Raw genomic sequence first — 15,716 nt, forward strand, 5'->3', positions numbered from 1 at the left:
CATTGCTATTAACCGTTGCTGAACCGGTCTGCCAGTACTGCTGAAACCTCACCCGTTTCAGCAGTATAAAAACAAAATTTCGCTGAATGCTACCGGATGAATTTTATATTTCATGTGGGATTTGGTGTGGGTGAAATATAATCCTATCTTATTGAATTAATTATAATAGTTATCTTATTTTGTTGGTTGTTAACTATGCCAGGAATTCATATAAAACCCTCGTTACCTGCTGAATATAATAACGAGGATACGATGAGTACATTAGAAATTGACAACACCTTAACTGCGCCACCGCCTCACTCTCAACCGGTTCGATCGGTGAGTGATGTGGCCCGGCTGATTAACAGTAACACCGAAAAAAACAGCTATGCGCGCTGGATTGTTTTCCTGGCGCTGGGCGGCGTGTTTCTTGATGCCTACGATCTCACTACCCTCTCCTACGGCATCGATGATGTGGTGAAGGAGTTTGGTTTAACCCCGGTACTCACGGGCCTGGTGACGTCGTCAATCATGATCGGCACCATTGTGGGTAATCTGATCGGCGGCTGGCTGACCGATAAATATGGCCGTTACTCAGTGTTTATGGCGGACATGCTGTTTTTTGTCGTCTCCGCCATTGCGGCAGGTCTGGCTCCCAACGTCTGGGTGTTGATTGGTGCCCGTTTTCTGATGGGCGTCGGCGTCGGGATCGATCTGCCGGTTGCCATGGCCTATCTGGCAGAATTCTCTAAGTTCTCTGGCAAGGGCAATAAAGCATCGCGCCTCGCAGCCTGGTGCCCGATGTGGTATGCCGCTTCATCTGCCTGCTTCTTTATTATTTTTGCACTCTATTTCCTGCTGCCCGCCGAACATATCGACTGGCTGTGGCGCGCCTCGTTGCTGTTTGGCGCCGTACCGGCGCTACTGATTATTGCGGTGCGCAGTAAGTTTATGAATGAGTCACCGCTGTGGGCGGCGAATCAGGGCGACCTGAGCGGTGCGGTGCGTATTCTGCGTGACTCTTACGGCATTGTTGCGCATGAGGAGCCGCCCGCTCAAACCGATGCGGTGAAAGCGACGCCGAAAGTGCATTTCCGCGTACTGTTTCAGAAGCCTTATCTGGAGCGCACGGTCGTCAGTGCGGTGATGAACGTCTGTATTTCGTTTGAATACACCGCCATCGCTTTCTTCCTGCCCTCTATCCTGGCGCAATTTCTCGGCGCGGGCGTATTTGAAACTATCTCTGCCTCGCTGGGACTGAATGCGTTGTTCGCCTTTACCGGCGGGCTGTTGGGGATGCGACTGGCGTGGAAATTCCCCTCACGACATGTCGCGATCGCCGGATTTGCGCTGCAGTTTATCGCACTGATTTCGCTGGCATTGATCGGTCATCCGCAGGCGACAGCTGGCGTGGTGTTTGCGGTGCTGATGCTGGGTTTGTGGCTCTTTGCAGAGGGATTCGGACCCGGCGCGCAGTTGATGATCTATCCGGCGCTCTCCTACCCGACCCACATACGCGCCACCGGTGTCGGCTTTAGTCGTTCGCTCTCTGGTGTGGGCAGCGCGCTGGCGCTGTTTATTCTGCCAATTTTGCAGGCGCGTTACGGCACCAATATGTTCTGGATTGTCTCACTGGCCGCCCTTATCCCGATTATTTTCCTGTTAATCATTCGTTTTGAACCGACACGACAGGACATCGATGAACAACCCGACTCAGGAGAGGATCATGTCTGAATTAAATCGTACCGAATTTGCCGAACTGGTTCAGCATTTCAGGCCGCTGTTCGCCCGCATCGCTGAGGGGGGCAAGTGCCCGTGAAACCGAACGCACACTGTTGCATGAGCCGATCAGCTGGCTGAAAGCGGCGCGCTTCGGCACCCTGCGTATCCCTAAAGAAGAAGGCGGCTTTGGGGTTTCTCTGCCGCAGTTATTTGCTCTGCTCACCGAACTGGCTGAGGCAGATTCGAACCTGCCACAGGCGCTGCGTGCGCACTTCGCATTTATTGAGGATCGCCTGAACCAGCCAGCCAGTGAGGATCGGCGTCGCTGGTTCCGCCGCTTTGTGGACGGTGAGCTGGTGGGCAGCGGCTGGAGCGAGATCGGCGCGGTTAAGCTGGGTGAGGTCAACACTCAGGTTTCTCCCGATGAGGGGGGGGATGGCGGATCAGCGGTGAGAAGTTCTACAGCACCGGCACACTCTATGCGGACTGGATTGATGTCTATGCTCAGCGCGCGGATAACGGTCGTGACGTGATTGCCCTGGTGAACACCCACCAGAATGAGGTGGAGCGCGATGATGACTGGGATGGCTTCGGGCAGCGACTGACCGGCAGTGGTACTACGCGCTTTCATCAGGCCCGGGTTGAACTGCCACATGTCTATGATTTCAGTGAGCGTTTCCGCTATCAGACGGCATTCTATCAGCATGTCTTACTGGCCACGCTGGCGGGCATCGGGCGAGCGGTGGTGCGCGATGCTGCTCAGGGCGTGGCGCAGCGTAAGCGTATTTACAGCCACGGTAATGCGCCGCAGGTGAAGCAGGATGTGCAGGTGTTGCAGGTGATTGGTCAGATAAGTAGCTGGGCATGGGCAGCCGAAGCCGCCGTCGACCGGGCGACCCATTCGTTGCAGCGGGCATTTGAGCTGCAACTGAGTGGCGCAGATGAGGCACAGCTTCATGCGGCAAATGTGCTGGCCGAAGTAGAGTCCGCTCAGGCACAGGCGGTGGCCGTTGAGCTGGTGACGCGTGCGGCAACAGAATTCTTCAATGCGCTGGGTGCATCTGATACCCGAGTCAGCAAGGCACTCGACCGCCACTGGCGTAATGCACGAACGGTGTCGTCGCACAATCCGGTGATCTACAAGCTACGTAACGTGGGTGACTGGGAGGTGAACGGCACCGATCCGACCTTCATCTGGCAGATAGGCAATGGAAATGGAGTGTAAAACCGCTATTTCATGGGCAGATATTTGCGTTTGGGAATTGATCAGCCTGCAATGGAAGTACCAAACCGACAGATTTCATTTTATTCGGATGGGAAACTGATGCTGGCCATTTAATAGCACTTATACTGTCCGTGATACAGGAAACAGACACGCTAAATGCGAAGAATATTAATTGCCATTTCTTAAGTATGAGTCAGGCGTTATTATCTTCAAGCCCGAGCGTTTATTTTCGCGCAAAGGGAAAAAGAGCCAGCATCACACCATGACGCTGGCTCTTTTTTCATCAGTGCGTCTGTTTTAAGGCTTGCTTACAGGCTCTGGCATAGCTGAAGAGTGATGGGTTGAGATTTTCCAGCCCTTACCATCCCAGACATAAGTGAAAGTGTAACGTGCTGTGACGTGCGTGTTATCTTTAAAAGTAAATGTATAAACGCCGGTATCAATCGCTTTATTACAACCGATTCTGATAGTCCGGGAATCAATTTTACCGCTCGGCCCTTTTTTCAGGAAATCTTTAAAATAATCGATACGTTCCTGATCGGTCAGACGTACCTGATTTGAAATGGTCGGCAGCAAAACGGCATCGCTGACATATAATTCAGAGACTTTGGTTGCATCACCGGTTGCCAGAGAGTCATTCCAGGCGTCAAACAGGTTGGCCACATCCTGCTCTGAGGCTCTGACACAGGCCACGGACTGTTGTGCCTGCGTAACAACTGGGGCGCAGGAAAGACCTAAAAGGCACAGCGATAATAACGTTTTTTTTCATGAAAACATCCTCATATTTACCCTGAGTGAAGCCGACGTTCTGTGCGTTCTTCCAGACGCCGCCATAAAATGTGTATAACTCTTTAATACGTTTTAATCCGGCTGATCAGCCAGAATAAGACCGCTGCGATAAATACATTAGCCGCTTTATTCGATTAAAAAGCTGATGCATATACTTATCGACGCTTTTGATATGCAGGGGAACAAGATAGATGAAAGGAAGTGCTGCCTGGTATTTAAATCGGCGATAAGCTGGTGTTTAGTTTTTTGTTCTGAGGGTTAATGCCTGGGTCTCTTTTGGTAGTGTAAATGACATGTCGCCTGTTCAGAGCTATGAACGTAATATCGGGAAGTTGTGTTTAATTTATGTGCTCTATAAAACTTTCAAAGGGTATTGCCTTTGAGCAGTGTTATATGGAACCTTTTTATGAGTCATTAATTTAACTGACTAACTAATTAACGTCGTCTGCCATTTTTCAACATCTCTATTATGATGCTCCTGGTCATTATTGCGCTGGAAAAATAAAGCATCGTGATGCGCTGATTTATTTAAATAATGATTAAACCGTTCATACCTTGGTTTAAACGCGCCTTAGTTTGAGACATTTTTTTTGCATCGTGGTTTCACTTGAACAACTCGCAGTGAGTTACGTTCAGCTATCGATAAAGCGTGTGACCTATACCTTCCCTGACTGACTGCGATGAGCGTCAATCCGTTAAAAGCCAGACGGGATCGGTTACGCCATACTAACTTCGTATAATTGTTCTTATACGAAGTCATGACATAGGGATGGTGCCGGGTTAAGATGGATAGCAGTAAAGTTCGCCCTGAAAATGACAACGCTACGTAAATTCTGCCCGGTTATCCCCCCTGCTTAGTTCTCAGAATTAACGTAGCGCGATCATCGGCGTTTTTGGTTGATAAGTGAGCAAATATGAGTGAGTTAGTACCGTTAACCCCTCTGACGGTTGACCGGAATAGCGATATCACCGAGCGGCTCCGGCAGTTCGTTCAGGATAAAGAGGCTTTCTCACCTAACACCTGGCGACAGCTGCTTAGCGTGATGCGAATCTGCAATCGCTGGTCGGAAGATAACCAGCGCAGCTTCCTGCCGATGAGTGCAGACGATTTGCGTGACTATCTCTCTTTTCTGGCTGAAAGCGGCCGGGCCTCCTCAACCGTCACTTCACACGCGGCGTTAATTTCGATGTTACACCGTAACGCCGGATTGCCGGTGCCCAATGTCTCTCCGCTGGTTTTCCGGACGATGAAGAAGATAAACCGTGTGGCGGTGATCAACGGAGAGCGGGCAGGCCAGGCCGTGCCCTTCAGGCTGGGTGACCTGCTGGCGCTGGATGAAGAATGGTCAGGTTCTGATAACCTTCAGGCGCTTCGCGATCTGGCTTTTTTTACATGTGGCTTATGCAACACTACTGCGTATCAGTGAACTGTCGCGTTTGCGGGTGCGGGATGTGATGCGTGCCGGCGATGGTCGCATCATTCTGGATGTGGCATGGACAAAAACTATTGTGCAGACCGGCGGATTGATTAAGGCGCTCAGCGCCCGTTCAACTCAGCGACTGGAAGAGTGGATTGAAGCGTCCGGGCTATCCAGCCAGCCTGATGCCTGGCTGTTTACTGCAGTACATCGGTCTGGCCGGCCACTGATTGCCGAAAAGCCGATGAGCACAAGGGCACTGGAACAGATTTTTAGCCGGGCATGGCGCACTGCCGGAAAAGAGGGCGCAGTAAAGGCCAACAAAAATCGCTACACCGGCTGGAGTGGCCACAGCGCCAGGGTAGGAGCTGCGCAGGATATGGCAGATAAAGGTTATCCGATTGCCAGGATCATGCAGGAAGGCACGTGGAAAAAACCAGAAACACTGATGCGCTATATTCGCCATGTGGATGCACACAAAGGTGCCATGGTGGAGTTTATGGAGCAATATGGTGACCCTGATTATCCTGGCTGATGGCTCCTGAAAAGAGAATAAAGTCCTTTTTCAGGCTGAAGTTATCCACAGAAAAAGTGGACAGCCTGTGTGTAAGCCGGTACGGATGAACGCTGAAGCGGGTATCAACAGCGCTCATCCGGCTGATTTAGTTGATTTATTCTTACTGCCATACCGCATGCTGCGAATCTGTCTGCAAAACAGGAGCCGCTATCCATAATAAGGGCATGCTGCAGTGCATGGTCAGAGTTGCTTTGGTAAACATCTGCCTTCAGCGGGAAGAATAATGCTTCTGACCGGGTTAATTGTCATGCAGCCTTTGTCACTGCTCATCCGCTAATCATCCCACTATTCTGGCTTCAAATCGTAAGAATAATCAACAGGACAATCCTCACCTGTCCGCTGCGGCCAGGAATCGCCGGCAGCGGAAAGAGTGAATGTCATCAGTACATATTTTTACCGGGCAAAGCCTTTCTGCTTATCACAGCCGCCGTGGCAGCCGCTGCAACTCCCCCTTTTCCTCCCTGAGCATGACCGGTATTGACTGCACCCGGCTTCCCGCTTTTCGCAATGCCAGCAGGATGATTCCGTTCAGCACCAGCATGCTTATCAGGCAGGTCGCACTGAATGCAGGATGGTCGGCAAAAGTGACGGTCTGGTAAAACAGCGTGGCCGTGGTGTAGGCGATGTTGAGTCCCCAGAAGAATGAGAACATCATCCATTTTTGACCGGCTTCTCGCGCAATAGCCCCCCATGACCGAGACGCAGGGAACATAGAGCAGGACAAAAATTAAGTAACTGTAAGCGGCAAAACCACTGCCAAATTTGGCAGACATCACGCCCATCGAACCAGTCGCCATCTCACCATCGCCTTTACTGGCATCGATGGGATGGGCCAGCGCATCAATTCTGAAGGCAGCCGTTAACCCCGCCCAGGTCTCTGTCAGCGCCTCTTTAAGCTCACCAGGCAGGTCAAAAGCCTGCGGATCAAATGGACTGCTCTGGATTGCCTCTGTGGTGTAAAGGCTGTTGAGCGTGCCGACCACGACCTCTTTCGCCATGATGCCGCTCACCAGCCCCACTGTTGCCTGCCAGTTATCCTGAGTGACCCCAATCGGCAACAGCACGGGGGTGATCGCTTTGCTGGTCGCCGCCAGCGCAGAGTGGTTAATGTCATTAACCATCTGGCCATTAAAGGCAAAACTGCTCAGTACGCCAATCAGCATGCTCACCAGGATAATCACCTGTCCGGCTCGCACCACAAACATTTTCAGCCGTTGCCAGGTCTGCAAGAGCAGGCTTTTGAGGTGAGGCCGGTGATAGGCCGGCAACTCCATGATAAACGGCGAGGCTTCTCCGCCCAGCAGGGTATGCTTAAGCACCAGCCCGGTCGCGATGGCCACCACAATGCCCAGCAGATAGAGGGAGAAAACCAGGCTGGAACTGTGGGTGTTAAAGAATGCCGCAGCGAAAACCGCAAAAATCGCCAGCCGTGCGCCACATGACATAAAAGGCGCAATCAACACCGTCAGCAGACGCTCACGCGGTGTATCCAGCGTCCGTGTCCCCATGACCGACGGGACATTACAGCCAAAGCCGACAATCAGCGGCACAAAGGATTTTCCCGGCAGGCCCAGTGACTGCATCAGACGATCCATCACAAAAGCGGCGCGCGCCATGTAGCCGGAGTCTTCAAGGAAAGCGAGGAACAGGAACATCAGGCCAATCTGCGGAATGATCGGCAGCACGGTATTGATACCGGCACCGATACCCTGCGCCAGGAAAACCGTCAGCCAGTCAGGGAAGTGGCAGACATAGCCCAGCCATTGCGCACCATGAATGAATATCGCCACCGAACTGCTGTCGAACAGTGGCTGTAGCGCAGCACCGATGTTAATTGAAAGCACGAACATTACATACATCACCGCCAGGAATATCGGAATGCCCAGCCAGCGGTTCAGCACAATTTTATCGATCCTGCGGGTCAGACCGGCGGGCATTGCGTGATGAATGTTACTCACTGCCGCGCAAAGCGCATTGATGGTGCGATAGCGGTAATCGGCAATCTGTACGCCGGTCTCTCCTCCGGCCTGCTGCATAATCTCGGGCAAATGCGGAACCAGCGCCGGACAAAGTTTCTGACTGTTGATATCCCCTTCCAGCAGTTGCAAGGCCAGCCAGTAGCGTTTTTGTGGGGCTATGGCGGCGGGCATCTGTTGGCAGAGCTGCTCAATGGCCGTTTCAATCGCGGCCGGATAACGTACCCGTTCAGGTGCGCGGTAAATATGGGGCTGGTCAATCAGCGCTTTGAGCTGGGCAATGCCATCACCTTTGGTTGAGGTCAGTGAAATGACCGGACATCCCAGATGAGCTGACAGTGCTGCGACATCAATAGTGATGTTCTGGCTGGCGGCAATATCCTGCATGTTCAGGGCGACAATGCAGGGTACGCCCAGTTCCAGCAGCTGAAAGGTCAGGAACAGATTACTTTCCAGACTGGAGGCATCGACGACGTTAATCACCACATCGGCGTGATCCTGATAGAGATACTGGCAGGCGATGCTCTCATCTATCGAGCTTTCAGCAGATAGCGTTGTCAGCGATCGGGTGCCTGGCAGATCAATAAGCCTGACATCTGACTGCGCGGTAAAAAATTGACCCTCTTTGCGCTCAACCGTGACGCCAGCCCAGTTCCCGACCCGCTGTCGGGCACCGGTGAGCTGGTTAAACAGCGTGGTTTTGCCGGTATTAGGGTTACCAATCAGCCCGATGGTTATCTTCTTCATCAGACGATTTCCTCCAGGATGATGTCGTCCAGGTCACGCTGCCGCACCGCCAGGCTGACACGGCGGGTAGAGATCTGCACCGGATCGCCCATTGGCGCCACGCGAATGACCTCAATAACTGCGCCGGGAAGCATGCCCATTGTCAGTAATTTCTGGCGCCAGGCGGAATTTACCGATGGCTGATAGCCAAGGATCCGGTAGGTGCTGCCCATATTCATTGCCATATCACGCCCTGCCTAAAAGTAAGAAGCACTCATTCTATAAATGATACTCGTTTCGGTTTTTGATCTGGCATCGGGCAGGCAGAAGAAAACTGCCGTCAGGGTCAACGGCAGGTCAACAGCGCATTAAATGGGGGTTCTTCCAGGCGCGGGTTCAACAGTTAAAGGCGGATGTGGAGAATGTTGAATCATTCCCGCACTCTAGCAGAGAGTATCCATTTAGTTACATCATTCAATATGCCGTAAATAACTATTACGGCCCTTCGGGCCGTGCGGGGCGGCTAGTCAATGAGCACTCGGATTCACAGAACGGCTCCGTTCAGGTTTAATCAAAAAAACCAATCTGGCAGGATATCGCCGGTAACGTAATCTGCTCAAATAGGGTGTTGTAACTAAATTGCGGCTACTGTAATGAAAGAAAGGCGTCCTGGAAGGATCATTTTCACAATGGCAGTGCCCTGATTTTCAGGCCACCACCAGGTGATGAGCGAATAAGGATTACTTAAGAACCCGAACCGTTTTTACATCAATCTCAACACTGTTCCAGTCTTTATCAACTTCACCTTCAAGACGGACTTTATCACTCGGTGATAACGATTGTCCCATCCAGCGCTTGTCATCAATATCGACATTAATCGTTCCGGTAGCATCTTTGAACTCATAAAGTTCATGCCCCACTTGTCTGATGATGTTACCTTCCAGAACGACCCATGCGTCATCACGCAGCGTCTTAACCTGAGCGACAGAAGAGACGCCGGGTGTCGGACCTTTAAATCCGCCCTGAGAATACCCCTGCCCTGCTGGATTAACAAAACCTTCCTGTGCAGCAACTCCAAAACTCATACCGGCAAACAATGCTGCTAAAAGAATCTTTTTCATACTTATCTCCGTTAAAATTGTCGGGCTAATTTACGATGCAGATCTTAACGGGATCTTAAGAAAAGTGATTACCTCCATGTGTTTTAAAAATGTAATGAGCATGATGAGCACGATAAATCCGCATCAGAAAAACAATCAAAGTTTAATCCATGTTGTTAAAAAAATAAATTAATCGATAAACAGTTACGTGAGTGGTGAATTTTTAACATTCAGTGTATTATGGTCATTGTTACGCTTTCACTTTGCATCATTTCATATAAATTCCATAGCTAACATGTCTGTTAACGGATATTATTTCCTGGCATAGATATATCCCAGTATTAAAACATTATGTATCGCAGTTTTGCTCATTAACTATTTTTTCTTTTTTACAACCACTCAACTGAGTGGTTTTTTTCTATGCCTGGTTCCCGATGATAGTAACAGAACCCGGTAACGCTGAGTATGCAGTGTATCGACAACGGCTCCGATTCGGAATGCAGCCCTTTCTGGCATTAAAAGGGGAAGAATGTTGCCTGATACTGTCTGAAAATGCATAAACAGAAGAGGAGAGTGGTTAAAGGCCGATATGCTTTGCAACTTTCTCAGAGAGTGGTGATAGCCTGATGCCCCCCCCAAACTGACAAGAGATAAAGGAAAATGCGGAATTTACCGAAGTTCGGAGATTCGCCAGCGTGAGCCTACGAATAAATGCGTTTAGTTCAGTCTTTGAGCATCAGCCTTTGCTTCTTACAGATTCATTTTTGGGATTCGAGCTTAAGTTTCTTTTCCTCTACCTTGCTGGTTTTCTTCCTGATTCTCTCAGTACAACCTTCTGCCTTCGCTTCCGCAAGTACTGGTCGCAAAACAATCAATACCCGCCATGGTTGCTTACTCCTGAGCAACCCATGATATTGATCCAGATCATTCTCATCCTGATAAAGAGGCAAACTGCCGGATTGTTAGCATGTCGTTTAACAATCACAGCGAATAATGCCGCATCTTCTTAAAAAGAAACGACAGGAAAGTAAAATGACATCTTTTAATTCTGGCAAGAAATTCGCTTTTGCTATAGCGATGATAACTTCTGTTATGTCCCTTTCCGCCTGCTCAAGCAATTATGTGATCTCCACCAACGATGGGCACATGATTACGACTCATGGCAAACCCGCAAAAGATAAAGAAACAGGCATGATCTCTTATAAAGACACGGATGGAAACATGCATCAGTTACAACAGCACGATGTTAAAGAGATTGTGCAAAAGTAAATCTGCTTTAATAGCACTCTTAATCATTATCCTGAAAATCTGATTCTGTGGGAAAACTGAGCAATGAAAATTTCTGTAATTGGCTTTGGCTTATTATTGTGTGCATCCTCCTCTGCCATGGCCATTGGCCTGAATGCCGAACAAAGTAAAAACACCTCGGTACTGGACGCAGAAATCGGCCGTTCATCCGGCGGGCTTTATGTTGATGGTCAGTGGATCAAAAATACGGCGGATGGTGTTCAGATTGGTCAGGCGGGTACCGGTTATAACCTTGAAATCGGTCCGGTGATGCTGACGGCTGGCGTTAAAGCCGCTTACATCGGCGGCAAAAAAGGAGATAACGGCGTTGCGTTTCCTGTTGGCGGCGGTGTGAAAATCAATCTGCCCGCTAATTTTGCGTTGTATGGAGAAGGTTATTCCGCCCCGGAACAGCTGACCAACAGCGTTAAGAATTTCGTTGAGGCCAATGGCGGTGTCAGCTGGTCACCTGTAGATCCACTGGTTTTAAAAGTGGGCTATCGCTATGCGGGTGTTGATGGCAAAGATGGACGTCCGGGTCATACCCTGATCGATGGTCCCTATATCGGTGGCGGCCTGACATTTTAACGTCGGATGACTCTTCCCTTTTTTTGTGGTGAGGAAACCCTGCCGATCGGTTTCCTTACTCAATCACTCGTCTCAACTCAGGCGGGGAGCACTGAGAAACAGATTATGAAACCTCTTATGCTGATGTTATTTACTCTCTGTCTGACCGGATGTGTGCAGTATAAATGGGTCAAGCCAGATGCATCTGAACAGCAGGAAACAATAACGGAAACAGCCTGTCGGGCCCAGGCACTGCGGGATTTACCCCCTGACAATGTCGTTAGCGGTAAATACACCTCAAAAGACAGTAAATATAAAACCACTGACACCGATTACTCCACCAGCGACGCCAATGAAAGCCAGCGAGAGATACTGGTTAAAGATTGTATGTTTAAAAGAGGCTGGCAACAGATCGAGGTACAGCAATAGCCCCATTCCCCTGACTGAGGCCAGGTCAATCCCTGGCCTGCTCTAGTCAGCGTCAGAGGTCAGGTTCAGGTTTTATTTCTGTATCATCCTCTTGCCGATCAGTACGCTGCCGCCGGCACCGTTCCGAGCAATACAACACCTCGTCCCAGCATCGTTCCCACTTTTTTCGCCATGACATCGGTTTATTACACGTTTTGCAGTAGCGAACCGGTAATGACTTTTTTATTGCCTTTGAACACGCCAGTCTCTCCTGATAACCCCTTATAACGCTGACAATAGCGTCTCTTATACAGTTTAGCTTGCTTGTGAGTAAGTATTGAGGGCAATTGAGATCGCACTGTTTACCGCTTCATCGGCGCATAAGGCAATATGGTACCCGGATGATGTGGCTCTGGTTGCCTTGATTAGCGGACAGCCTCTCTGGCCCCATACGGCGGCTAAAAAGTCATTACGCCCGTAAATAATCAATCCACGGTCATACAGGTCACGCGTGATTCTGACTGTTTTATCCCCCCTTTACTGGGGTTTTTCTCTCCAGGCTTTTAAAACAAAGCCATAACCCGTCTGGTGATGATCGCCTTAACCAGAACGTTATTTAAGTGATAAATTAATCTGATTTCATGATCTTACATATAGTCTGAATAAATCAGCCGCCTGATGGTTATTTTTTAGTAATTTTGCTATGCGTTCTTTACAACCCTATTATGGTGGCCTGATGGACATATCCAGCTTTATCTGGAGAAGTATGCACGGTGACTGCCTCTCGGAACAAAGCAGGTCCGCGATTAGCGAAGCGATTCCGCTGGAAAAGCGGCGTGAAAGCCCGGTTTATCCATAACGTAACTAAATTATTGAGCATCATCAGATGAGGCACCTTTTTGACATTTTGAGCGAAGAGTGTAAAAAAAAGAGTAACTTTACTTTTGTTTAAGGGTCTTACGTTAATTACAGTTTAAACTCTTTGAGAAAGCGATTAATATGTTGGCGTTGAACTATCGGTTCTGTATTTTGATTCTTCGAAGGCAAGCATCTTAAAAAAGCAGGTCTGACGAAAAGCATCAGCGTGAACCCGCTCTGTATTTTATTATCTGAACATGACTATGGTGACTTTGATGAGTGACACTCTCAACAGCTTGAATAATATCCGTACCCTTCGCGCAAACGCTCGCGAGCTTGACCTTGCTGCCCTGGAAGAAATGCTGGAAAAACTGTCGGTTGTGGTGAGTGAGCGACGTGAAGAAGCACAGGCTTCTGAAGCAGCTAATCGTGAAAAAGCTGAGAAACTGGCAAAATACCGTGAATTACTGTTGCAGGAAGGTATCGATCCTAACGAACTGTTAAATGGTATGCCGACTGCACCAGCCGTGAAGAAAAAACGCGCGCCTCGTCCGGCTAAATATCAGTACACCGACGAAAATGGTGAGGTTAAGCAGTGGACTGGCCAGGGCCGTACCCCATCTGCTATTAAATCTGCCATCGATGCAGGTAAATCGCTGGATGATTTCCTGATTTAATTCAGTATGCATAATGAAACACCGCCTGCATCAGGCAGGCGGTTTTTTCACCATAAATCGTCAGACTCAGGCATCTCAATTACCGGCCAGCCTGTACCCTTTCCTTTCTCATCTTGATATTGTCTCTCCATCCATAATCCTGCTCAGGCGTTACCCTGAACTCAATAACTGAAAAGCTTTACGCAGTCACGCAACAGGTAATGGGTTTCATTATGTTCTCTCAACCGCTTTATTTATTCAGCGATTGCGTGTGGCGGCTGTGATAATTTCCAGTCCGATCTGCTGACCATAAGAGAGCTCTAGCGTATTGCCATCAGGATCGGCAAAAAATGCCCAGTAGCCGACTGGCACACCAGATTGCTGCGCGTCGCGTCGCAACACACCTTCGAGCCGTGCGAGTGCCACTTTTTCATCTATCTCTTCACGGCTGCTACAGGCCACCCCTATATGACCAAATGGACCCAGCGGCGTATCTTCACTGTTGTCAGATTGCACCAGCACCAGCGCAAAAGGTCGGGTTAAATCCGACAGCCATGCCACTTTCTGTGCTTCAGGAATGCCAGGTTCACGCTGATGTATCACCTGCATCCCGGCATAACGCTGATAAAAATCTACGCTCTTCTCTAAATCCCGTACCTGTAAAGCAAGATGAGTGAAACCGGTATCGTTTGACATGGCCGCTCCCTGTTTAAGTTGAGCAGTCACCATGCCACAGGCAGGATTCAGGATTTGATCACGGATGCTCAGCCGCTACGTTCTTCACACATGGCCTGGTTACGCCCTGCCCGTTTCGCGTGATACAAAGCCTCATCCGCGCGCGCTATCAGCGATTCTTTTTCCTGTTGTGAGTCTGAAGCAAGATAGACGGCGCAGCCTGCACTCAGGGTGACGTGCTTTTGCGGCAGTTCCGTGGTGAGATGCGGAATATCGAGCCTGTTAACAGCGTCTATGATCGATTCAGCGAAGTTCAACGCGGCTGACAACGGCTGTCCGGGCAAAATAATGGCAAACTCTTCGCCGCCATATCGGGCCGTAAGTTCGTTTTTGCGGCGGGCGGCGTTCTTCAGAACAGTAGCCACTTTTTTCAGGCAGTCGTCACCCGCCACATGGCCGTAGGTATCGTTGAAACGTTTAAAATAATCGATATCGAGCAGGATCAATGACACGGGCAGGCCACTGTGCTCCGCGTTCTGCAGGCATTCAGTCAGCATGTGATCAAAATGGCGCCGGTTGGCAACACCCGTCAGCCCGTCACTCTGAGCCAGATTTTCCAGTGCGCGATTAGCCGCGGTCAGGTCATCGCGTAATCGGGTCAGCTCAAGCTGATAACGCAGTGTATGCCGTGCCTGACGCAGTACAAATGCACCCAGTAAAAGAATAACAATCAGCAGCGCCAGGCTCAGAATCAGATCATGTACCCAGCTCTTGAGCCAGTGGTTAAATAGCGCGCGCTTGTCATATCCCGCGGCCACCACCAGCGGGTATCGCTGTGAGCGGACAAAGCCAAAGATGCGTTTTTTACCATCAAGCGCAGCGGTCCACTGACCGCTGCCTTTATCCGCATGGGCCAGCATCCTGAGGAAAAGCGGACTCACTGAGAGGTTTTTGCCGATGTAGCTATCCGGCATCGGACGGGCGTAAAGCACGGTACTGTCTGCCAGCATCAGTACCAGTACATCGCCTTCGCTAAGTTCATAATAGCTGTAGAAACGGCGGAAATAGTCCACTTTGATGGTGGCGAGTAAGACACCCCGAAAGCCGTTAAAGGCATCGTTCACACGCAGCGTAACCGGGATCACCAGCTCGTGAGTGGTGCGGCTGCGAAGCACCGGGCCGACGTGCAGGGTATCGCGCGGGCTGGTGCGGTGATAATCGAAATATTCACGATCGGAATTATTGATGTCAGGCGGTATCCGGCTCATAGAAGTGGCTATCCATTTCCCCTGCGCATCATAGTAGAACAAGCCGTGTAGTTGTGGCAGGTGGCTATGCAACAGGCGCATCGTCTGGCTCAGCGCCTCGCCATCTACACCGGTTGTGGCAATCTGCTTTTCGAGCTCGCGTTGCACCTCGCGCAAAGAGAGCTCGGTCTGCAAAAATGTATCGTCCGCCTGGCGCGCCTGTGACAGTGACAGATTAACCGCCGTATCTTCAGCTTTATCGACGGTTTCATTCCAGTCTTCCCGCAGCGTCCACACATTTAAGCCAATCACCGCCACGCTGAGCAATACGCCTGAAAGGATAATACTTCTTAGCAGCGGCGAGATTTTTGGCGCTGAACCCTCATTTTTTTGGCGAAACTTCATGCCTGTCCTTAATAAACCCTGTTGACTGATTTAAGCACAGTTAATCAAAAGCAAAAATGCAAATCCCACAATCCTGTTTCAACAATGATAATCCGCAATTA

Annotated in this window: 11 protein-coding genes and 3 pseudogenes; 7 read left to right on the plus strand and 7 right to left on the minus strand. The window is 50.0% G+C overall.

Going from position 1 to position 15,716, the window contains the following annotated elements; all coding sequences use genetic code 11:
• Positions 1 to 252 precede the first annotated feature (252 nt).
• Together JNO11_RS20295 and JNO11_RS20300 are read left to right on the plus strand one after the other, a co-directional pair.
• The gene (locus JNO11_RS20295) at positions 253 to 1,713 is read left to right on the plus strand and encodes an MFS transporter (RefSeq protein ID WP_325177755.1); all 1,461 of its coding nucleotides are present in this window, start codon (positions 253 to 255) and stop codon (positions 1,711 to 1,713) included.
• A pseudogene (locus JNO11_RS20300) lies at positions 1,706 to 2,926 on the plus strand (monooxygenase). The gene JNO11_RS20295 and the pseudogene JNO11_RS20300 overlap by 8 nt, the downstream one beginning before the upstream one ends.
• A 297-nt stretch (positions 2,927 to 3,223) precedes the next feature.
• Here the strand turns inward: JNO11_RS20300 and JNO11_RS20305 are convergent.
• A complete protein-coding gene (locus tag JNO11_RS20305) occupies positions 3,224 to 3,673 on the minus strand; it encodes an SgcJ/EcaC family oxidoreductase (protein WP_325177776.1) in 450 nt (149 codons plus the stop codon).
• A 956-nt stretch (positions 3,674 to 4,629) separates the two neighbouring features.
• Here JNO11_RS20305 and JNO11_RS20310 point away from each other — a divergent pair.
• A pseudogene (locus tag JNO11_RS20310) lies at positions 4,630 to 5,668 on the plus strand (tyrosine-type recombinase/integrase).
• A 435-nt stretch (positions 5,669 to 6,103) separates the two neighbouring features.
• Here JNO11_RS20310 and feoB read toward each other — a convergent pair.
• From feoB to JNO11_RS20325, 3 genes and pseudogenes are all read right to left on the minus strand, one after another.
• A pseudogene (gene feoB, locus JNO11_RS20315) lies at positions 6,104 to 8,433 on the minus strand (Fe(2+) transporter permease subunit FeoB).
• On the minus strand, positions 8,433 to 8,657 hold the full coding sequence (locus JNO11_RS20320; protein ID WP_022624265.1) for a FeoA domain-containing protein: 225 nt from the start codon (positions 8,655 to 8,657) through the stop codon (positions 8,433 to 8,435). Before JNO11_RS20320 ends, feoB begins: the two are co-directional and overlap by 1 nt.
• Positions 8,658 to 9,152: 495 nt before the next feature.
• On the minus strand, positions 9,153 to 9,533 hold the full coding sequence (locus tag JNO11_RS20325) for a YgiW/YdeI family stress tolerance OB fold protein (RefSeq protein ID WP_089415104.1): 381 nt from the start codon (positions 9,531 to 9,533) through the stop codon (positions 9,153 to 9,155).
• Between the two features lie 1,011 nt (positions 9,534 to 10,544).
• On the opposite strand from JNO11_RS20325, the gene JNO11_RS20330 reads away from it, so the two are divergent.
• The 3 genes from JNO11_RS20330 (at position 10,545) to JNO11_RS20340 (ending at position 11,795) form a co-directional block, all read left to right on the plus strand.
• A complete protein-coding gene (locus JNO11_RS20330; RefSeq protein ID WP_010257065.1) occupies positions 10,545 to 10,781 on the plus strand; it encodes a YgdI/YgdR family lipoprotein in 237 nt (78 codons plus the stop codon).
• Positions 10,782 to 10,844: 63 nt separating this feature from the next.
• The gene (locus JNO11_RS20335) at positions 10,845 to 11,387 is read left to right on the plus strand and encodes a YfaZ family outer membrane protein (RefSeq protein WP_033770122.1); all 543 of its coding nucleotides are present in this window, start codon (positions 10,845 to 10,847) and stop codon (positions 11,385 to 11,387) included.
• A gap of 105 nt (positions 11,388 to 11,492) precedes the next feature.
• Positions 11,493 to 11,795, plus strand: a complete 303-nt coding sequence (locus JNO11_RS20340; RefSeq protein WP_029519489.1) for a hypothetical protein — start codon at positions 11,493 to 11,495, stop codon at positions 11,793 to 11,795.
• A gap of 52 nt (positions 11,796 to 11,847) precedes the next feature.
• Here the strand turns inward: JNO11_RS20340 and JNO11_RS20345 are convergent, their stop codons facing one another.
• Positions 11,848 to 12,021 carry a DUF2256 domain-containing protein gene (locus JNO11_RS20345; protein ID WP_325177777.1) on the minus strand — a complete coding sequence of 58 codons (174 nt, stop codon included), beginning with the start codon at positions 12,019 to 12,021 and terminating at the stop codon, positions 11,848 to 11,850.
• Positions 12,022 to 12,907: 886 nt separating this feature from the next.
• On the opposite strand from JNO11_RS20345, the gene JNO11_RS20350 reads away from it, so the two are divergent.
• Complete coding sequence (locus JNO11_RS20350) at positions 12,908 to 13,309, plus strand: H-NS family nucleoid-associated regulatory protein (protein WP_010257055.1); 402 nt, start codon at positions 12,908 to 12,910, stop codon at positions 13,307 to 13,309.
• Positions 13,310 to 13,546: 237 nt separating this feature from the next.
• Here JNO11_RS20350 and JNO11_RS20355 read toward each other — a convergent pair whose 3' ends face one another.
• Together JNO11_RS20355 and JNO11_RS20360 are read right to left on the minus strand one after the other, a co-directional pair.
• Entirely contained in the window at positions 13,547 to 13,984 is a 438-nt protein-coding gene (locus JNO11_RS20355; RefSeq protein ID WP_022624259.1) for a VOC family protein, read from the minus strand.
• 68 nt (positions 13,985 to 14,052) lie between these two features.
• Positions 14,053 to 15,615 (minus strand): sensor domain-containing diguanylate cyclase, encoded by a 1,563-nt coding sequence (locus JNO11_RS20360; protein WP_325177756.1) that lies wholly within the window; start codon positions 15,613 to 15,615, stop codon positions 14,053 to 14,055.
• Positions 15,616 to 15,716: the final 101 nt, after the last annotated feature.

The sequence above is a fragment of the Pantoea sp. 1B4 genome, assembly GCF_016925765.1.
Lineage (GTDB): Bacteria > Pseudomonadota > Gammaproteobacteria > Enterobacterales > Enterobacteriaceae > Pantoea > Pantoea agglomerans.